The organism is Marinilabilia salmonicolor JCM 21150 (assembly GCF_000259075.1).
GTDB lineage: Bacteria > Bacteroidota > Bacteroidia > Bacteroidales > Marinilabiliaceae > Marinilabilia > Marinilabilia salmonicolor.
The window spans coordinates 73,331-92,712 of record NZ_AJKI01000030.1; the positions used below are offsets into that span (position 1 = coordinate 73,331).

The window sequence follows — 19,382 nt, forward strand, 5'->3', positions numbered from 1 at the left end:
GCTAGGCTTGCGAAGCCGCCAAAAACGGAGTTTACTAATCGTAAATGAGTATTTTGGCGGCAAGCGTAACAACGCAAGTGGTACTTTATGGACAGAAACTAATTACTCAATCGGTAATTGTCTCTTAAATGACTCATCCAGTGAGATGATGGTCTCTGTTGAGGAGATACCCGGAATGTTTTGTAAGCGATCGTGAAGGATACGCTTTAAATGCTCATTACTCTTTGCAAAAATCTTGATAAACATGGCGTACTCACCTGTAGTATAGTGACATTCCACCACTTCCGGAATCTCTTCCAGCATCTTTACCACCTTATCAAAAAGGCTGGCTTTTTTGAGGAAAATCCCCATAAAAGCACAGGTGTGATAACCAATTTTACTGGGATTAATAATAAACTCAGATCCCTTAATAACTCCCATATTCATCAAACGCTGAATACGCTGATGAATAGCGGCTCCGGACACCTTACATTCCCTGGCAACTTCAAGAAACGGAATACGGGCATTATGTGTAATCATTGACAAAATCTTTTTGTCAAGACTATCAATCTGTAAATTGCTCTCCATACTAAAAATGACAAATGTTAGAAATTAAAAGAATTTCTGCTCTTTTTTTAATGATTCTTTTCGAATTTACGGGATTTCCCCCAATAATCCAATAAATATGGAGCAAAAATAGCACTAATAATTTTCTTCCTTTCGATTTCACTTTCAATTTTTAACCAAACTGCCTAGCATTTTCAAATCGTCGCCACTGGGATTCTGAAATATTTGAAGTTCAAACAAAGGAATTATCGCCAGCACATGGTCAAATATATCGGCTTGAACGGCCTCATATTTAGCCCATTCCTGCTCCCTTGAAAAAGCATATATCTGCATAGGAATTCCTTTCTCTGTTGGATCCAGATGACGCACAATCAGCGTCATTTTATCATTAATCTTCGGATGATTAATTAGATAATTCTCCAGGTATTTTCGGAAAACCCCCAGATTTGTCATCCTTCTGCCATTAACAGGTAAAGATTCATCAATCTCATGTTGTTTATTGTACTCCTCTATTTCCTTTTGACGTTCTTCGATATATGCTTTCAAATGATGAATCTTTTTAAATTTTTCCAGCATTTCGGCAGTACAGAATTTCACACTATGAGTATCTATAAATACAGAGCGGGCAATCCGGCGACCGCCGGACTCTTCCATTCCCCGCCAGTTAATGAAAGAGTTAGAAACCATGGCATAAGTAGGAATCGTGGAGATGGTCTTATCCCAGTTTCTTACTTTCACGGTATTCAAAGTTATTTCCAGTACTGTTCCATCTGCATTGTGTCCCGGCATGGAGATCCAGTCTCCTACCCTGACCATACGGTTGGCTGACAATTGCACACCGGCGACAAGCCCCAATATTGAGTCTCTGAAAACCAACATCAACACAGCTGCCAAAGCACCCATACCGGCAATAATTGCTGTCACCTTAACATCAAAAATAATTGAAACAGCAATCAACAAACCTATAATGATTGCCAACAACTGGATTACCTGCAGATATCCCTTTATTGGACGGTCATAAGCAAACGGAAAAGTGTTGTAAATATCTTCAAATGCTTTGAGAAAAGCCTGAAACACCATTATAATAACTACAAGCAGATAAAGGGATACAATATCGTGGAAAACAGCCAGACGAGTGGTCTGAGCTCCCCAAAAAAGGTCGGAAAGAAAATATATAACAACCACCGGAGCCAGATGGGCCAGCCTGTGAAAAACTTTCCGATGCACCAGAAAATCATCAATTTTCGACCGCGTTTTTCGTACCATCTTGACAATTGTAAAAACAAGAACACGACGCACTATCATAAAAGCCAGCCACGAAGCTAACAGCATTATTACTGCAGAAACTCCAAACAACAATACCTCAGTCCAGAACTCAGATAGATTAAGCAATTGCAAACGCGAATGAAGCCACTCTGTCAACCAGGTAACATTAGAATTTATCGTCTCCATGTTTTAGTTATTACAATGATTTTGTATATTTTTGTTTGTACCGCAACTTTAACTTCACCGAATTTCAAACCGAAAATCCTGAATCTCATTTATGACCCAGCAACGAATCAATAAATCATAAATACCACTTCAAAATCCGATGTTCCGCACAAAAATAACGAAACCACCGGATGTAACCTATTTTGATGAAGCCATGAAGACAAAAAATATATTTAAAGCAATAGCCTTCTCGATCTTTTTTATTCCGGTATGGGTTTACAGTCAGGGCAATTTTGATTTCGAAAAGGCACTCCGAATAGACTTTATACTTTCTGGTGACACACAGGAACAAACCGCAACCATTGCGAACTACCTGACTTCACCTAATTACTATGGAAGTCCCGACCAAACCCATCCTGATTTCGACTATGGTTCCTACCGCATTTTACTGACAACCCCTGACAAACAGGACACGCTTTTTACAAAAGGTTTTTGCACCCTGTTCGAGGAATGGCGCGCCACCGCTGAAGCTAAACATAAGAAAAGAGCCTTTAAACAAACAATCGAAACACCTTTCCCTTTACAAGAAGTGATGGTAAGTCTGGAATTCAGAGAGAAAACCGGAGACTTCACAACCATAATGACTGAAAAGTTTTCCCCTTCAACGCTCATTACGAAAATTAACCCGGCCAATTTCCCAACAAAGATTATTCATGGGAGCAATGTTCCATCCAAGAAACTGGATCTTCTGATTTTAGCTGAAGGATACACCAGTACTGAAACAGAAAACTTTTTTGAAGATGCTGAAAAGATGGTTTCAGAACTTTTCAAAACCCCTCCATACAACAAACTAAGGAATAAAATCACCATACGAGCTATGGCTGTAACATCTATAGAATCAGGAACAAACAACCCGCGCAAAGACGAGTGGAAAAACACAGCCATGGGAAGCACCTTCAACACCTTTGGGACAGACCGCTATCTGGAAAGCCTCAGCACCTGGAAAATATACGACTATGCAGCAGCACACCCCCGCGATCACATAGTTGTATTGGTTAATACTAAGAAATATGGCGGCGGTGGCGTTTACAACCATTTTTCCATTACCTCAGCCGGACATCCACAATCAGCCAGAGTCCTCATCCACGAGATGGGCCATGGTCTAGCCGGATTGGGAGACGAATATTACTCCTCTGAAGTAACCTACTCAGGTTTTTTTGATTTAAATACAGAACCCTGGCATCCCAATATTACAACATTGGTTGATTTTGAAAGAAAATGGAAAGACCTGATTGATGAATCTGTTCCGGTTCCCACCCCTGAAAAAAATAAATACAAAAATGTTACCGGCCTATTCGAAGGTGCAGGTTATTCAGCAAAGGGCATTTACAGGCCCGCTTTAAACTGCCGGATGAAAGCAAATGAAGCAGATGGTTTTTGTGAAGTCTGTAAACTATCCATCGAAAAAGTTGTCAACTTTTATTCAAAATAAAACACTCAATAATAAAACCAACTTATGAATTACTTAGCAAACGACAAACGCTACGAAAAGATGACTTACCGCCGCTGTGGCGAAAGTGGAATTCAACTACCGGCACTTTCCCTTGGTTTGTGGCATAATTTCGGATCAGTAGATGTATTTGAAAATGGCCGTAGTATTCTTCACCATGCATTCGACAATGGAATCACCCATTTCGATCTGGCCAACAACTACGGCCCTGTTCCGGGAAGTGCGGAAGAAACCTTTGGACGTATTCTGGCCACTGATTTCAAGCCGTATCGAGATGAAATGATTATCTCCACAAAAGCAGGATATCTGATGTGGCCCGGTCCATATGGTGAATGGGGATCCAGAAAGTATCTACTGGCCAGTCTGGATCAAAGTCTGAAACGTATGGGTTTAGAATATGTGGATATTTTTTACTCTCATCGTCCCGATCCGGACACTCCGCTTGAAGAGACTATGGGAGCTTTAGCGCATGCAGTAAAGCAGGGGAAAGCACTTTATGCAGGCATTTCCAATTACCCCGCAGATATGACACAGAAAGCGGAAACCATTCTTCGTGATATGGGGGTACCGTTACTCATTCATCAACCCCGCTACAATATGCTCGATCGTTGGGTAGAAGATGATGGTCTTCTTGACGTACTCGGAAAGCGCGGAGTCGGATCAATTGCTTTCTCTCCGTTGGCACAAGGGTTGCTGACCAATAAATACCTCCGGGATATACCATCCAACTCTCGAATGGCCAATCCTCACGGATTTCTGCAAAAGGATGCACTTACTCCGGAGGTTCAGTCCAAACTAAATAAATTAAACAACCTCGCAGAAGCCAGAGGCCAATCACTGGCACAAATGTCCATTGCATGGTTACTCAAAGACACAAGAGTCACTTCTGTTCTGATAGGTGCAAGCAGCGTAGAGCAACTCAGCAACAACCTGGATGCCCTTAACAATACAGATTTTTCCACTGACGAATTGAGTAAAATTGAAAACATTTTAAAATAGTTAAAACAAGCTGAGGTTGAACAAGCAGTTATTCCTCAGCTTAATTTCCTTCCTGCTTTACCTGAATTTTTAAAGATTCTATTCCCCGCCGGGAAGATTGTATTAGTCTCCTGCTCTTTTACCTCCTGCATTACCACCAATCTTATTATCTTTGCTCCCACAAGAATTAAATAATATATGGCCAACATACTATCAGTAGAAAATCTAACCCACAACTGGGGCGACATACGCTTATTCAACAATCTTACATTCGGACTGGAAGAGGGCGACAAAGCAGCTTTGATTGCCCGGAACGGGACAGGTAAAACCACTCTTTTAAATATTCTGGGTGGTAAGTTTTCTGCAGATTCGGGTATCGTTACCTGGCGAAAAGACATAATAACAGGTTATCTGGCTCAAAATCCGGAATTTGAACCGGAACAAACAGTGCTGGAGTCCCTTTTTCATTCCGAAAATGAAACAGCGGTAGTGGTTCGCAGCTACGAAAAAGCAGTGGCTGAAAATGACGACACGGCCATTCAGGAGTTGCTGCCTAAAATGGAGCAATTAAACGCCTGGGATTATGAGGAAAGAGCCAAACAAATCCTTTCCCAACTGAAGATTGATATGTTCAATCAACCAATGGGCCAATTGTCAGGAGGTCAGATTAAGCGTGTTGCACTCGCAAGAGTTCTAATTACCAATCCGGATTTTCTTATACTGGATGAGCCAACAAACCATCTGGATCTGGATATGATCGAATGGCTTGAGGACTACCTGAAAAGAAGCCGCATGACCCTGCTGATGGTCACACACGACAGGTATTTCCTGGACAGCGTTTGCAACACAATTTATGAACTTCACGACGAATCTCTATTTCAATATAAAGGAAACTACACTTACTATCTTGAAAAACGTGCGGAACGCATCAGTCAGAAAAATCAGGAAGTGGAACGGGCCAGAAATCTTCTGAGAAAAGAGCAGGATTGGATGAACCGACAGCCACAGGCACGCGGAACCAAAGCAAAATATAGGATTGATGCTTTTTACGACCTCAAGAAAACTGCCGAACAGAACACCGAGGAACAAAATCTGGAAATCAACATCAAATCTGCGCGACTGGGGAAGAAAGTCATTAATCTGCACCACATTAGCAAAAGATTCGGAGACCTCACCCTGATTAAAGATTTTTCATACAAGTTTGCACGGGGTGAAAAAGTTGGAATCATTGGGAAAAACGGAAGCGGAAAATCCACCTTTCTGAATATCCTGACAGGAAAACTTGAACCCGACAGCGGAGAAGTAGAGCCCGGCGAGACACTGGCATTTGGCTACTACAAACAAGAAGGATTAAACCTTGACAACAGCAAAAGGGTTCTGGATGTAATTACCGATATTGCAGATCATATTCAGCTGGGAAAAGACCAGTCGATGTCGGCCTCCCAGTTTTTAAGATATTTCTTATTCCCCAATGAGATGCACAACGTCTTGGTGGAAAAACTCAGTGGAGGTGAGAAAAAAAGGCTCTACCTCATGACTGTTTTGATGAAAAACCCCAACTTCCTGATTCTTGATGAGCCGACCAATGATCTGGACATCCTGACTCTAAACATCCTTGAGGATTATTTACAGCAATTCGATGGCTGCGTGATGGTTGTTTCACACGACCGCTATTTCCTTGACAAGGTAACCGACCACTTATTTGTCCTGGAGGGGAATGGCCGTATAAAAGACTTCCCGGGTAACTATACAGATTATCACGCACAAAAAAGACAGGAAGCAAAGGATCAAAAAAGCATTTCGACCTCCGTTAAAGAACCCAAGAAGAAAAAACCAGCCAGACAACAGGATAAAAACAAACTCACCTTTAAAGAAAAGAAAGAGTTGGAAAGTCTGGAACAACAAATTGAAGAGTTGGAAAACCAGAAGAATGAAAAAGAGACGCAACTCAACTCAGGCAAGCTTACAGGAGATGAATTACTTCAAACATCAGCAGACCTCGGCCAACTCATGGAAGAGCTGGATACCTGTGAAATGCGATGGCTTGAATTAAGTGAAAAAGAAGGTTAATTCCTTATCTCTTCCCATGAATATTCATCCAAATCAACTAAAGTCCCCAGATTTTCCCGGTCAATGCCCATAGACTTTACCCGAAACGTAGGAATCGTTTCTGTACCATTAAAGGTCCCTGCATTTGCCAAATCCTTCGGATCCTCATTCTCTCTTAGAATTTTAGCAATCAAATCGCCTGTTTTGTAGCCTAATTCCCTGTGTGGATGATAAACAGTGAGATTCATCTCTCCGTTCTCGATACTCTGCACGGCCTCTAGAATAGCATCCTGCCCCGTAACAAAAACATCACCAGCTATTCCATATCGGTTCAAGACATCCACGGTTCCAAGTCCCATCGGATCATTGCAACTAATTACCGCATCGACTTCCATTCCGTAGGAGTCCAACACTTTCTGGAACTCAAAGGCTGCCCGCTCCCTGTTCCATCCTTCAATATAGGTTTCATAAAGGATATTTATCTCACCGGCTTCCACATGAGGTTTTAGCATGATGTCTATATGTTCTTTCACTTCGAACCCGTTTTTATCAAAACGATCACCCGCAAAGACCACATAATTTCCTGAAGGGACTGCCTCAAGGGCCCCTTCGCAAAAAATACGCGCTATTTCTTCATTATCGCCTGTTACAAACATATCATAATCCGAATTATTGATCAGACGATTGTAGGCAATAACTTTAACCCCCTGTTCTCTGGCATCACGAACAAGCGGAGCAATGGTATTTCCGTTCACAGCCGCTATCACCAATAAATCAATCCCTTCAGCAATCAACTCATACCCCTGTTCCAACTGAGTGATATCATTATCTTCAGCATGTTTAATAAGAGTTGCAATGCCGTACTCTTTCAACTTTTCTGCCATAAAATTTCCCTCTTTCACGAATCGCTCCCTGTTTTGGGCGGGATTCAGGTATCCGACAGTATATTCCGACTCACCGGAACAAGCCATCAATAAAGAAAGAAAAAAAACAATAGCTATAATCTTTAAGGTTCTCATAGTACATCCAGGATTTTTTCAACTGCCTACAAATATCAAAAAAAATATAAACAAATACTAAATTTCGGTAAAATATACATATTTTTACCCTGACCAAAAATAATTTTTATGATGGAGAAAATCAATTGGAGCTGGCAGGACATCAGCATCCGCCATAAGATTGGACTGGGATTTACAGTTATTATTGCAATTTCGGTAATTACAGGTCTGGTATTATTAAGCAACCTGAATAAAATATCCAGTCAAACAAAAAATCTTTCAGACACACATATCCCCACAGTTTATGAAGTAAACTATCTGATGCGTTACTGGCAGGAATCAAGCGAAAATGCCAAAGCATTCGATTTTTCCAAAAATCCATACTTCAACGAACAGGCTGATATTACCTTTGATCGTACGGTTTCAGCTTTCCGGAATTTGAATGAACTTACAACCGACCGGAAAGAAGAGTTAAAAAAGAAAGGGGTTTTTCTGGATTTATTAAAACAATACCTGACCCAATACAAAGAGTCACGAGAACTTTACCTCGACTTATCATCAAGATTTGAAAATCAACGCAACAGTTTTAAGCAATACCTGGACGATCTGAATAACACTGTCAACATCAGATCTTTTACTGAGGCTCAAATTCTGGCGAAAGCCAACCAGTTGGGTGTCAAAATCAATGATCACTTATTAAACAGAGACGGTGTTGAATTAATTGAGTTGACCAAAGCATTACCTCTTTTAAGGACGGAAGTTTCTTCCATTCCCGCAAGAACAGCAATAAGAGATTTGACTACTGAAGTTTTCAGTACCGCAGAAAACCTGCTTGCACTCTACAAACAGATGCGTATCGCTGAACTAAAAAATTATGAAGCATCGAAAAACGTGATGTGGGAAGTAAGGGCCTCATCGGATATCGGATTAGATCAGATTCAGGTAGTGGGAAATACCAGCAATGATATTACCAACAAGCAAAGAACCATTCAGGTAATCACCCTAATCCTCTCCATTGTTCTTGGAGTATCCCTTATTTTCTTACTTTCAAACTCCATTGGGCGTCCAATCATCAGAGGCATCGAACTGGCTGAAAGAGTGGCCAGGGGGGATCTGACCGTTAAAATGAAGGAAAACAGAAAAGATGAAATTGGTCGATTGGGAAGTGCCCTGAACAATATGACGGTAAATCTTAACAAACTAATATCAGACATTATAAACACTTCACGAACTGTTGCCGACTACAGCGAACAACTGAATGAAAAAGCCCTTGATCTTGCAGAAGGTGCAAACCAGCAGGCATCTTCAGCAGAAGAAGTTTCTTCGTCCATGGAAGAAATGCACAGTGTAATAGAACAAAACACACAGAATTCGAAAGAAACAGAAAACATATCGGCTAAAGCTGCCGCGCAAATGCGCGAAAGCAACAAGCGAAGCAAAGAAGCTGCCTTGCAACTGGAGGAAATTACCAACAAAATCATGGTCATCAAGGATATTGCTTTTCAGACCAACATACTTGCCCTTAATGCAGCTGTTGAAGCTGCACGCGCAGGACAGGAAGGAAGAGGTTTTTCTGTGGTGGCCGCTGAAGTTCGCAAACTGGCTGAACGTAGCCAGGCAGCAGCCCAGGAAATTAGTAAAGTTTCTTCGGTAACTATTGAAGCATCGAGGCTTTCCACGGAAATGCTTGATGAACTAACCCCGAAAATTGAGAAAACCGCTGAACTGGTAAGTGAAATTTCGGCTGCCTCAGTGGAACAGGTAAGTGGAGTACAACAAATAAACCTGGCATTGCAGGAACTAAATCAAATTACTCAGAGAAACGCCTCCAGTGCAGATGAAATTAACATTACCTCAGACAAGCTTCAGGGAATGTCTCATCAGCTGCTCAATGCCACCACCTCATTCAAGGCTTTGAGTGAAACGGAAGAAGAAGAGTACTATTAGAAACTGTTTAAGTTTTATCCTTTGAGATGTTTTCGAGTCTTAAACTCTTATACTTCGTCAAAATTTCCTTAAATAGCGCTGCTATTCTCGTCAATTTTGACTTGCCTAAGAGCTCAATCCTTCAAAAACACCTATCAAAAACAAAATTTAAACAGTTTCTTAATTCCTGGTTTCAGCGTTTTTAACAGCCTTTTACTGACAGATATCAGCACTCTTACTTTAATTTTATAAGTAAAACCCGTTATTTTTTATCAATTTTATTGTTTTAGACTGAATTAATAATTATTTTTGCATCGTAAACAAAACAAAGACGATTTATCATGTTAAAACATGCCTACTCTTTCTTTTTTTTCTTCTTTTATTTTTTTGGTTATTCAACCAGAAGGGGCAGGCTCGTGTATAAACAATAAAGAAAAGGATTTTTCAAAATATACGTCCCGCCCCACAAGGCGGGATTTTTTTTTATCTAAACTATGAGTACAAAAGAAAACATTAAAGTAGCCATACAGGGAATTCCGGGAGCCAACCACGAAATCGCCGCCCGGGCCTGGTTTACCGACAAAGAGGTGGAACCGGTTGCCTGCCATACATTCCAGGAAGTCTTTGATGCCATGCACAAGGACCCTGAAACATTTGGAATAATGGCCATCGAGAACACACTGGTTGGAAGTCTTCTTCCAAATTACACCATGCTCCGGGAGTCGGGTTATTTTATTCATGGGGAACACAAACTCAGGATCAAACATCATCTGATGGCATTGCCCGGACAAACCATCGATGACCTCAGGGAAGTTCACTCGCATCCAATGGCTCTGGCTCAATGTGAGGCATTTTTTAAGGACTACCCCCACATAAAGCTCATCGAAAGTGAAGACACCGCCTACAGTGCAAAAGTCATTGAGGACGGGCAACTGGAAGGGATAGGTGCCATTGCATCATCATTGGCGGCCGAACTATACCATCTCAACATCATCAAAAGCGGAATTGAAACCAACAAACACAATTTCACCCGGTTTCTGATTATTGGTCAGGAGGATCGTATTGAAAAAAGCGAACTGATTAAACAAAAAAGAATTAATAAATCCTCTCTGGTATTCTCCCTCCCACACGAAGAAGGAAGTCTTTCAAAAGTTCTTACCATACTGGCATTTTATAACATTAATCTGACCAAAATTCAATCACTACCTGTGGTTGGAGTAGAGTGGGAATATCTTTTTTACATTGATGTGAATTACAACGACTACGACCGATATTTACAATCGCTGGACGCCATTCGCCCTTTGTGTAAAAAACTGAGAATTCTGGGTGAATACGAAGCCTGTCAAACGACACATTCCACCAATGGAGAAACCGTGAAGAAAGAAAAAGTTCAACAAGCATTATTATCGATCTAAATAGTGTCTGTCCATAAAGTACCACTTGCTGCGTTACGCTTGCCGCCAAAATACTCATTTACCCAGGTAAACTCCGTTTTTGGCGGTTTCGCAAGCCTTACAACTGGCACTTTCTGACCAGACACATGACTTTTTAAAAACTTTCCCGACTTTATAGACGGGCACTAAATAAAGATACTATGATAACACCAGCCCAAAGAATCAGTGAAGTTAAAGAGTATTACTTCTCCCTGAAATTAAAAGAAATTGCCAGGATGATTAAAGATGGCAAACCGGTCATCAATCTGGGCATCGGTAATCCGGATCAGCCACCGGCTCCGGAAGTATTAGAGACACTTAACCAATCGGCCTTGCGCCCCGACACCCACGGATACCAGGGTTACATTGGAATACCTGAACTCAGGGAAGCTTTTTCGGAGTGGTATAAAAAGTTTTACGGGGTTATGCTGAATCCCGACTCTGAAGTATTGCCGCTGATGGGGTCCAAAGAAGGAATCATGCATATCTCCATGGCCTTCCTAAATCCGGGAGACGAAGTATTAGTGCCCAATCCGGGATACCCGACATACTCAGCTGTTACCAGAATTGCAGGAGCCAAAGAGCGTTCATACGACTTGCTGGAAGAGAACAACTGGCAACCCGATTTGGAGAACCTGGAACAAGAAGATTTATCAGCTGTAAAAATTATGTGGGTCAATTACCCAAATATGCCCACAGGTGCAAAGGCAAGCAAAAAATTCTTCGAGAAACTGATAGCGTTTGCCAAACGTAATGACATTTTAATATGCAACGACAATCCCTACAGCTTCATATTGAATAAAGAGCCTCAGAGCCTGCTATCCGTTCCCGGCGCAAAAGAAGTGGCCATTGAGTTAAACTCCCTGAGCAAATCGCACAACATGGCCGGATGGCGTGTTGGAATGGCTGCCTCGAATCCTGATTTCATAAAATACATCCTGCGCATCAAAAGCAATATGGATTCAGGAATGTTCCGTCCCATGCAGGAAGCTGCAGCAAAAGCACTTATGCTTGAAGAAAAATGGTATAATGAGGTTAACTCAGTATATAAAAAAAGAAAAGAACTGGTCCTGAAAATCATGTCGCTTTTGGGGTGTAGCTGGCAGGATGATCAGGTGGGAATGTTTATCTGGGCCAAAATTCCGGAAAAATATTCCTCCAGCGAAGAGTTATCGGACAAAATTCTTTATGAAGCCAACGTATTCATTACACCGGGATTTATATTCGGGGATAACGGAAAACAATACATCCGAATCTCCCTTTGTACTTCAGAAGAAAAACTACAAGAATCAATAAACAGAATTGAAAACATAATAACCAATTAACCATGCATAATTTGAACATTCAACCAATTACCCTTCCGGGGTTAGAACTGAAACGGCCAATCATTATTTCCGGCCCCTGTAGTGCAGAGACAGAGGAGCAAGTATTGGCAACAGCTAAAGAACTGGCAGCACAGGGAGTTAAAATATTCCGTGCCGGCATCTGGAAACCCCGAACACGCCCAGGTGCTTTCGAGGGCGTGGGAACAGTAGGCCTTCCATGGCTCAAACGGGTGAAAGAGGAGACCGGAATGTTTGTCGGCGTAGAAGTAGCCACCGCCCACCACGTATATGAGGCTGTAAAATTCGGCATTGACCTGGTATGGATTGGCGCCCGCACTTCTGCCAACCCATTCGCTGTTCAGGAAGTTGCAGATGCCATTAAGGGAATGGATATCCCGGTACTGATAAAAAACCCGGTTAATCCCGACCTGGAATTATGGATTGGTGCCATTGAGCGCATCAACAGGGCGGGAATCACCCAAATAGCGGCAATCCACAGAGGTTTCAGCTCCTACGATCAGTCAGAATTCCGCAACCACCCGCAGTGGCAAATTCCAATCGAACTGCGACGCAGAATTCCCGAACTGCCAATCATCACCGATCCCAGTCACATTGCAGGAAACCGTGAGCTGCTCGAAGAGATATCCCAGGAAGCCATGGACCTAAACTTTGACGGGTTAATTATCGAGTCACATACCTGCCCGGATAAAGCATGGAGCGATGCCAAACAGCAAATCACACCGGTACGTCTTAAAGAAATCATAGACCATCTGGTCCTCCGACGCCCCAAAATTGGGGATACTCCACGTGTAACACTGGATGAGTTGCGTAAAAAAATAGATCTGCTGGATGACCAGTTACTGGATCTGATGAAAGAAAGAATGGGGATTTCTGAAGCCATCGGAAAATACAAATACGAAAACAACATTACCATTCTTCAGACCCGCAGATACGACGAAATAATGAACAACCGTAGAGACCGGGGCACACAACGAGGTTTGGACGAGGAGTTTATTACACGTATTTTTGAATCCATTCATGAAGAATCGATTCACCGTCAGAATGAAATCATGAATAAGGCCAATACTAAGAAATAAAGAAAACCTTTTTGGAATGAAGATATGTATTCTGGGCGCAGGAAAGATGGGAACCTGGCTTACCGATGCTTTGTGCCTTCAGCACGAAGTAGCTATTTACGATCCCGATATGGAACGCCTGCGCTTTGTTTTCAACACGCAGCGACTTACCAAACCGGAAGAAATCGCTGAATTTGCTCCCGAACTGCTGATTAATGCAGCCAACCTGAAATATACCATCCCGGCTTTTGAGTCGGTGATGGATTTTATACCGGCAAGTTGCATTCTGTCAGATATTGCATCGGTAAAAACCGGTTTGGAAGATTTTTACAAAAAAACCGGCAGACGGTTTGTTTCCACCCACCCAATGTTTGGTCCCACCTTCGGCAACCTGAAAGAATTACGGCAACATCATGCCATCATCATCAGCGAATCAGACCACATGGGAAAAACTTTTTTCAAGGATTTCTTTGGTTCGCTGGGGCTAAATATCCATGAATACAGCTTCGAAGAACATGACCAGACCATTGCATATTCTTTATCGGTTCCCTTTGCTTCCACACTGGTTTTTGCGGCATGCATGAAAAAACAAGATGCTCCGGGTACCACCTTTCGAAAGCATCATGACATTGCCAAGGGCCTGCTCTCAGAGGATGATTATCTTTTGACAGAAATACTGATGAACCCCTTCACCACCGGTCAGGTAGAAAAAATCAGACAGGAACTGAAAGGACTTCTGGCTTTGATTGAAAATAAAGATACAGAGGGGTTACAGGGCTTTTTGAAAAAAGTACGCCACAACATCGAAGAATAAAATTGAATGCAGGGCAATAACCGGATATTATTAGGCATGAGTGGAGGGCTCGACAGTACCATGTCGGCCCTTTTACTTAAAAAGCAGGGGTATCAGGTCATTGGACTTACCTTAAAAACCTGGCACCTGCATCCCGAAAAATACGAAGAAGAGCTTCAAAAGGCCTCTTCTCTGGCCCAAAAGCTAAACATTGAGCATAGTATTTTGGACATTAGCCGCTCTTTTCGGGAAGAAGTGGTAGATTATTTTTGCAATGAATACCAAATTGGACGCACCCCCAATCCTTGTAATCGTTGCAATCCGATCATCAAATGGCCCTGGCTGATACAAAAAGCAGAAGAGTTAAACTGCAGCCATGTAGCCACCGGGCACTATGTTCAAAAAGTAAAGGAAAACGGAAGATGGTATGTAAAAAAAGGAGCTGACCCTTCCAAGGACCAATCCTATTTTCTGTGGAATCTGAGCCAGAAAATCCTCGAAAAAGCACTTTTCCCGCTGGGGAATCTGACCAAGAAAGAAGTACGTCAAATGGCTTTGGATCATGGATTGAAAGAAACAGCACGAAAACAGGAAAGTATGGGAGTCTGCTTTTTAGGTGGGACCAATTACCGGGAATTTCTTGCACAAAAACAAGAAAACAATGAATTAACCATTCACCCCGGAGAAATTGTCGATGAAGAGGGCAATAAACTGGGGACACATCGGGGTTTGGCATTTTTCACCATCGGTCAAAAAAAGGGGCTGGCATTACCGGACAAAAAATTCTTTGTAAAAGAAATGGAACCTGATACCAACAGGATAATTGTTTCCAAGACTGCCTCCCTCTCAACTGCAACACTATCTCTCCAGGAGTTTAACCTCACCCCCGATCTCCAGGAAAACAAGAAATACCAGGTGAACATCCGCATTCGGGGAATCGATAAAGTCCCTTCGCTCCCGGGTTTCATCACCTTACATTCAAATAAACTAAAAGTAGATTTTGAAGAAGAAGCATGGGGTATAACCCCCGGACAAAGCATTGTTTTTTACCAGAAAGACACAGTTATCGGAGGCGGATTGGTCAAACCCTGATTTCCAAAATATTCTTTGTTGTATTTGTCACCTTAAAGCGGTCATCTATTCTATGCCCAGCCACCCAAACAATATCATCACCCGAAAGCAACAACCAAACCTTATCTTTCTCTACCCTGGAGAGCTTTTCATCCACAAAAAAATCACTCAGTTTTTTAAATTTTTCCATACCCAAAGGCCGAAAGAGGTCACCTTGTTGCCAGTGCCGCACTTTCAGCGGGAAATCAATACAGTCAGCATCAAGATGGATGCACCGAGGGTCGCGGGAGAATTTGAAATCTTTATTTGCTTCATATTGCTTAATGCTCATCTTCAGAGGACCGGCTACCTCAGTCAGACCATTTTCAATGTAAAACATCTCCTCTTCCCCTGTTTCGCGAGGCAATAAGATTAAGTTGTAGCGATCCCTTACCAGACGGTAATTTTGTGAGAAGAATTGTTTACCAGGAATTCCGTCGAAGCTTTCAATAATTTCAGAAATGGTTGCCCCCTTAAAGCCATAAGGCCGGAGGATCTCAAACAATACAACCTCCCTTTGTGGATGCTCACTGATCAACCGGATAGGAATCAGCATATGTTCCCCTTCATGCGCCAAAATCTGTTGTTTCAACTCTTCCACACGATCCATGAAAACCTGCCAGACATCATCAATGTTCTTAAAATTCCTCTGCATCGTAGAAAAGAAAGAGGGATTCAACTGCTCCATTTCCGGCAGAATATTATGTCGGATATAGTTTCTCTGATAGGCAGTGTCCAGGTTAGAAGAGTCTGTTCTGAAAGGTATCTCATTCCGACAACACCAGACTTCAATTTCTTCGCGGCGAAAAGCGAGCAACGGTCTCAGCAATACGCCACGATATTCACGCATCCCTCTCAAACCACGAACACCAGTTCCTCTGGCAAGGTTCAAAAAGAAAGTTTCTATCATATCATCACCATGATGACCGGTGGCAAGTTGTGAAAAACCATTCTCCTCTACCAGTTCCCAAAACCATTGATACCTAAGATCACGTGCGGCCATTTCGATGGAGATTCCTTTTTGCCGGGCTTCCTCCTGCGTATCAAAATGCTTTATGTACAACGGAACCTGCTTTTCACGGCAATACTCAGTCACAAACCGCTCATCTTCGTCCGATTCGTCTCCCCTGAGATGAAAATTACAATGGGCAGCCTCACAGGTGTACCCCAAAGTTAAAAACGCATTGAGCAAAGCCATGGAGTCGGCTCCACCACTAAGAGCCACCAAAATACGCTGATCAGGCGTTACCTGATGTTTATCCAGTATTCTCTTAACCCCTGCAGGAATCATATACTTTATTTTTATTAAAAAGAGCTCTCAGTCTCTCCGCTTTGAGCAGACATTCATCATATTCCTCCCGGGCATCACACATTCCCGTTATGGCACTTCCAACCGTATAAGAAAGATGTCCAGAATTGCAATTATACAACAAACTGCGAATAACAACATTAAAATCATAATCCAGTTCGGGGGTCACATAACCAACAGCACCCGAATAAAGGCTTCTGCTGGTCTTTTCATATCTGTCAATAAGCTGCATTGCACTAATTTTGGGTGCTCCTGTCATCGATCCCATGGGAAAGCTACATCTGACGGGATCCAGCCAGTTGACATCCGCGTGCATCTGAGCAGAAATGGTGGAAATCATCTGATACACACCGGGAAAAGGCAGCACAGAACATAGTTCTTCAACCTTAACAGTCCCACGCGCAGCAACCCTGGAAAGATCATTTCGGACCAGATCTGCAATCATAATATTTTCCGCCCTTTCTTTATCCGAATCAGCCAGGTTTTTCATCACTCGGTAATCATCCTGATTTTCCGAACTTTTCCGGGCAGTTCCCTTCATTGGTTGCGAAATTAGCCGGGCTCCCCTTTTCCTGAGGTATCGCTCTGGCGAGGCTCCCATCAGAAAAGAGTTGTCATTTCGCATTAAAACAGCAAAAGGCATAGGTGCAATCTGAATCAGTTGAGAAAAAACCATTCCCGGGTCAAGTCCTTTCTTTTCAGCAAAAAAATCTATACAGTAATTGATTTCATAGATATCTCCTTTATGAATGTGTTGCTTCAGTTTCCCCACAATCTGCAAATATTCCTCTTTGGAAACATTTGATTGAAAGTGGATTTCGGGAAGTTCAGCCTCAGAAATTTCAACCTGACGCAAAAGATTGAGAAATCGTTCAGCAGCTTGCAGGTCATCCCGATCAGTTTGAAAACCCAATTGCCAATTTTCATTACTTTTTCTGACTAAAAAGCGGGGTTGAAAGAAGCTAAAATGCCTAAAGCCTATGGGATCAATGTTTACAGACGAGAGTTCAGGCTCCAGTTCATTTTTCAGATCATAAGAAAAATAACCAAGTAACCAGTCATTTAATGAAGCTGCAGCCCCGGACAAATTGATCAAATCCTCATCAAAAACGGTTAAGGCATCAAAGCCTGCAAGAAATTCAAACTCATGGTATTGGTGTGCCTGCCCGTTGTAATACGGATATTTATCCGTCAACACAGCAGCATGTTTGTATTCATTAACCATCCGGTAGAGTCGCTGTTCAAATCTCCGGGAATACTCTCCGGGAAAAAAGGAAATCCATTTGCGCATGACTGCAAATTTAACCCTAAAATTCTCTATTCCAAAAGACAAAAAAAGAGACCACCCAAACGGGCGGCCTCCCAAAAAGCTATGGTATCCGAAAAATAAAATGGCAATTAGTTTTTACCCAAATAACTGGCAATACCTTCCTGGGTAGCCTGAAGAGCTTCATCACCCTTATGCCAGTTTGCCGGACATACCTCACCGTTTTCTTCAAAAAACTGAAGGGCATCAACCATTCTCAACACCTCGTCAACACTGCGTCCAAGCGGCATGTCATTCACCACCTGGTGACGAACAACCCCTTCTTTGTCAATCAGGAAAAGTCCACGATATGCCTGTGGATTTCCGTTAAAAACAGCTTTACCTGTCTCATCATAATCCCACTCACCGGCCAAAACATCATAGTTTTCCGAAATAGTCATTGAACTGTCAGCAACCAATGGGAATTTAACCCCCTTAATTCCACCATCATTTTTCTCAGTTTGCAACCATTTCCAGTGGCTAAACTGCTGATCGGTAGAGGCGCCAACAACGGCTACATTTCGTTGTTCAAACTCTGCAAGTTTCTCCTGCATGGCCACAATCTCGGTGGGACATACAAAAGTAAAATCAGCCGGATAGAAGAAAAATACAACATATTTTTTCCCTTCGTATTGCTTTAAAGAAAAGTTTTCTACAATCTCTCCACCATTGACTACAGCCGGAGCTGTGAATTCAGGTGCTTTTTTTCCTACTAATACAGACATAGTTTAAGTTTTTATAAGTTTCTAATTGTAAATCTGAATCGTTTGTATCAGCAAAATTACAAAAGAGAACTTTATCTCAAACTATTTCAGTACCTTTTTACCTTTTTTATTGTCAATACTTCATTGATAAAAATTATAACTTAATAATCGTAAAATTGACCAACAAATTGTGAAAATTCAATTAAACAAACAACCATCCGCTGAAGAATCCTATTTCCCAATAGGATTGCCGCTCCATTCCCGGTCCCCAAAAGGATTTATGAACGATAAAGGGGCTAATTTCCTTTTTGGCATTCAGCGTATATATGGAATATTTAAAATTTCTTTACCTCTTCCCCAATTCGATTACCTCCAGGTCTTTTATTTCTCCCTTATCTATGGCAAACCGAATGGCAGTCCGGATCTGATGAAACCCGGATTTCCCGGCAGCTCCGGGATTAATATGTAAGCAGTTAAGGTTCTTATCAAACATGACCTTCAGAATATGACTATGCCCTGAGATAAACAAATTGGGAGGATTTTTAAATATCTCTGCCTTAACCGATGGCGAATATTTACCGGGATATCCGCCAATATGAGTCATCCAAACCTTAAGTCCTTCGCATTCAAAACGCTGATGTTCGGTAATACGGCTTCTAATGTTCCAATCATCAATGTTACCAAAAACCGCCCTGCAAGTCTTAAAAGTCTCCAGATCGGTAAGTACATTTTCATCACCAATATCTCCCGCATGCCATATCTCATCGACTTCACTAAACAATTCAAAAAAACGGGGATCGAGGTATCCGTGTGTATCTGATATTAAACCTATTTTTATCACTTCAGAAGTTTTTTTAGCCATACGTTATGCAAATTAAGAAAAAATTC

Annotated in this window: 16 protein-coding genes; 9 read left to right on the plus strand and 7 right to left on the minus strand. The window is 41.9% G+C overall.

Features of this window, described 5'->3' with window-relative positions; genetic code table 11:
- Positions 1 to 102: 102 nt before the first annotated feature.
- Together W7W_RS0114015 and W7W_RS0114020 are read right to left on the minus strand one after the other, a co-directional pair.
- Positions 103 to 567: an Lrp/AsnC ligand binding domain-containing protein gene (locus W7W_RS0114015; protein WP_081485187.1), complete on the minus strand. Its 465-nt coding sequence runs from the start codon at positions 565 to 567 to the stop codon at positions 103 to 105.
- A gap of 144 nt (positions 568 to 711) precedes the next feature.
- Positions 712 to 1,998 carry a mechanosensitive ion channel family protein gene (locus tag W7W_RS0114020; RefSeq protein ID WP_010664347.1) on the minus strand — a complete coding sequence of 429 codons (1,287 nt, stop codon included), beginning with the start codon at positions 1,996 to 1,998 and terminating at the stop codon, positions 712 to 714.
- A 139-nt stretch (positions 1,999 to 2,137) separates the two neighbouring features.
- On the opposite strand from W7W_RS0114020, the gene W7W_RS0114025 reads away from it, so the two are divergent.
- The 3 genes from W7W_RS0114025 (at position 2,138) to W7W_RS0114035 (ending at position 6,535) form a co-directional block, all read left to right on the plus strand.
- Entirely contained in the window at positions 2,138 to 3,469 is a 1,332-nt protein-coding gene (locus tag W7W_RS0114025; protein ID WP_010664348.1) for a M64 family metallopeptidase, read from the plus strand.
- 24 nt (positions 3,470 to 3,493) lie between these two features.
- Positions 3,494 to 4,486 carry an L-glyceraldehyde 3-phosphate reductase gene (mgrA, locus tag W7W_RS0114030; protein ID WP_010664349.1) on the plus strand — a complete coding sequence of 331 codons (993 nt, stop codon included), beginning with the start codon at positions 3,494 to 3,496 and terminating at the stop codon, positions 4,484 to 4,486.
- A gap of 177 nt (positions 4,487 to 4,663) precedes the next feature.
- Positions 4,664 to 6,535, plus strand: coding sequence for an ABC-F family ATP-binding cassette domain-containing protein (locus W7W_RS0114035; protein WP_010664350.1), 1,872 nt, complete (start codon positions 4,664 to 4,666; stop codon positions 6,533 to 6,535).
- On the opposite strand, the gene W7W_RS0114040 is transcribed toward W7W_RS0114035, so the two are convergent.
- Positions 6,532 to 7,533: a sugar ABC transporter substrate-binding protein gene (locus W7W_RS0114040; protein ID WP_010664351.1), complete on the minus strand. Its 1,002-nt coding sequence runs from the start codon at positions 7,531 to 7,533 to the stop codon at positions 6,532 to 6,534. The two genes, W7W_RS0114035 and W7W_RS0114040, sit on opposite strands and share 4 nt — an antisense overlap.
- A gap of 108 nt (positions 7,534 to 7,641) precedes the next feature.
- Between W7W_RS0114040 and W7W_RS22280 the strand changes: the two genes are divergently transcribed.
- The 6 genes from W7W_RS22280 (at position 7,642) to mnmA (ending at position 15,157) form a co-directional block, all read left to right on the plus strand.
- The gene (locus tag W7W_RS22280; RefSeq protein WP_052312573.1) at positions 7,642 to 9,459 is read left to right on the plus strand and encodes a methyl-accepting chemotaxis protein; all 1,818 of its coding nucleotides are present in this window, start codon (positions 7,642 to 7,644) and stop codon (positions 9,457 to 9,459) included.
- 473 nt (positions 9,460 to 9,932) lie between these two features.
- Positions 9,933 to 10,853, plus strand: a complete 921-nt coding sequence (locus W7W_RS0114055) for a prephenate dehydratase (RefSeq protein ID WP_010664353.1) — start codon at positions 9,933 to 9,935, stop codon at positions 10,851 to 10,853.
- A gap of 179 nt (positions 10,854 to 11,032) precedes the next feature.
- Positions 11,033 to 12,196: a pyridoxal phosphate-dependent aminotransferase gene (locus W7W_RS0114060; protein WP_010664354.1), complete on the plus strand. Its 1,164-nt coding sequence runs from the start codon at positions 11,033 to 11,035 to the stop codon at positions 12,194 to 12,196.
- 2 nt (positions 12,197 to 12,198) lie between these two features.
- Positions 12,199 to 13,293: a bifunctional 3-deoxy-7-phosphoheptulonate synthase/chorismate mutase type II gene (locus W7W_RS0114065; RefSeq protein WP_010664355.1), complete on the plus strand. Its 1,095-nt coding sequence runs from the start codon at positions 12,199 to 12,201 to the stop codon at positions 13,291 to 13,293.
- 16 nt (positions 13,294 to 13,309) lie between these two features.
- Entirely contained in the window at positions 13,310 to 14,086 is a 777-nt protein-coding gene (locus W7W_RS0114070) for a prephenate dehydrogenase/arogenate dehydrogenase family protein (protein ID WP_010664356.1), read from the plus strand.
- 6 nt (positions 14,087 to 14,092) lie between these two features.
- Positions 14,093 to 15,157 carry a tRNA 2-thiouridine(34) synthase MnmA gene (gene mnmA / locus W7W_RS0114075; protein ID WP_010664357.1) on the plus strand — a complete coding sequence of 355 codons (1,065 nt, stop codon included), beginning with the start codon at positions 14,093 to 14,095 and terminating at the stop codon, positions 15,155 to 15,157.
- On the opposite strand, the gene tilS is transcribed toward mnmA, so the two are convergent.
- From tilS to W7W_RS0114095, 4 genes are all read right to left on the minus strand, one after another.
- Complete coding sequence (gene tilS, locus W7W_RS0114080) at positions 15,147 to 16,466, minus strand: tRNA lysidine(34) synthetase TilS (RefSeq protein ID WP_010664358.1); 1,320 nt, start codon at positions 16,464 to 16,466, stop codon at positions 15,147 to 15,149. The two genes, mnmA and tilS, sit on opposite strands and share 11 nt — an antisense overlap.
- Complete coding sequence (locus W7W_RS0114085) at positions 16,447 to 17,775, minus strand: chorismate-binding protein (RefSeq protein WP_010664359.1); 1,329 nt, start codon at positions 17,773 to 17,775, stop codon at positions 16,447 to 16,449. Before W7W_RS0114085 ends, tilS begins: the two co-directional genes overlap by 20 nt.
- Positions 17,776 to 17,882: 107 nt before the next feature.
- The gene (locus tag W7W_RS0114090) at positions 17,883 to 18,515 is read right to left on the minus strand and encodes a peroxiredoxin (RefSeq protein WP_010664360.1); all 633 of its coding nucleotides are present in this window, start codon (positions 18,513 to 18,515) and stop codon (positions 17,883 to 17,885) included.
- Positions 18,516 to 18,840: 325 nt separating this feature from the next.
- Positions 18,841 to 19,356: a metallophosphoesterase family protein gene (locus W7W_RS0114095; RefSeq protein WP_010664361.1), complete on the minus strand. Its 516-nt coding sequence runs from the start codon at positions 19,354 to 19,356 to the stop codon at positions 18,841 to 18,843.
- Between the last annotated feature and the right edge of the window lie 26 nt (positions 19,357 to 19,382).

What these genes read in the sequence shown, in the direction of transcription:
- W7W_RS0114035 (WP_010664350.1), top strand. Translation starts at nt 4,664, where the DNA reads ATGGCCAACATACTATCAGTAGAAAATCTAACCCACAACTGGGGCGAC.
- W7W_RS0114095 (WP_010664361.1), bottom strand. Translation starts at nt 19,356, where the DNA reads ATGGCTAAAAAAACTTCTGAAGTGATAAAAATAGGTTTAATATCAGAT.
- W7W_RS0114065 (WP_010664355.1), top strand. Translation starts at nt 12,199, where the DNA reads ATGCATAATTTGAACATTCAACCAATTACCCTTCCGGGGTTAGAACTG.
- W7W_RS0114020 (WP_010664347.1), bottom strand. Translation starts at nt 1,998, where the DNA reads ATGGAGACGATAAATTCTAATGTTACCTGGTTGACAGAGTGGCTTCAT.
- W7W_RS0114070 (WP_010664356.1), top strand. Translation starts at nt 13,310, where the DNA reads ATGAAGATATGTATTCTGGGCGCAGGAAAGATGGGAACCTGGCTTACC.
- mgrA (WP_010664349.1), top strand. Translation starts at nt 3,494, where the DNA reads ATGAATTACTTAGCAAACGACAAACGCTACGAAAAGATGACTTACCGC.
- W7W_RS0114015 (WP_081485187.1), bottom strand. Translation starts at nt 567, where the DNA reads ATGGAGAGCAATTTACAGATTGATAGTCTTGACAAAAAGATTTTGTCA.
- W7W_RS0114060 (WP_010664354.1), top strand. Translation starts at nt 11,033, where the DNA reads ATGATAACACCAGCCCAAAGAATCAGTGAAGTTAAAGAGTATTACTTC.
- W7W_RS0114085 (WP_010664359.1), bottom strand. Translation starts at nt 17,775, where the DNA reads ATGCGCAAATGGATTTCCTTTTTTCCCGGAGAGTATTCCCGGAGATTT.
- W7W_RS0114040 (WP_010664351.1), bottom strand. Translation starts at nt 7,533, where the DNA reads ATGAGAACCTTAAAGATTATAGCTATTGTTTTTTTTCTTTCTTTATTG.
- W7W_RS22280 (WP_052312573.1), top strand. Translation starts at nt 7,642, where the DNA reads ATGATGGAGAAAATCAATTGGAGCTGGCAGGACATCAGCATCCGCCAT.
- W7W_RS0114025 (WP_010664348.1), top strand. Translation starts at nt 2,138, where the DNA reads ATGTTCCGCACAAAAATAACGAAACCACCGGATGTAACCTATTTTGAT.
- mnmA (WP_010664357.1), top strand. Translation starts at nt 14,093, where the DNA reads ATGCAGGGCAATAACCGGATATTATTAGGCATGAGTGGAGGGCTCGAC.
- W7W_RS0114090 (WP_010664360.1), bottom strand. Translation starts at nt 18,515, where the DNA reads ATGTCTGTATTAGTAGGAAAAAAAGCACCTGAATTCACAGCTCCGGCT.
- W7W_RS0114055 (WP_010664353.1), top strand. Translation starts at nt 9,933, where the DNA reads ATGAGTACAAAAGAAAACATTAAAGTAGCCATACAGGGAATTCCGGGA.
- tilS (WP_010664358.1), bottom strand. Translation starts at nt 16,466, where the DNA reads ATGATTCCTGCAGGGGTTAAGAGAATACTGGATAAACATCAGGTAACG.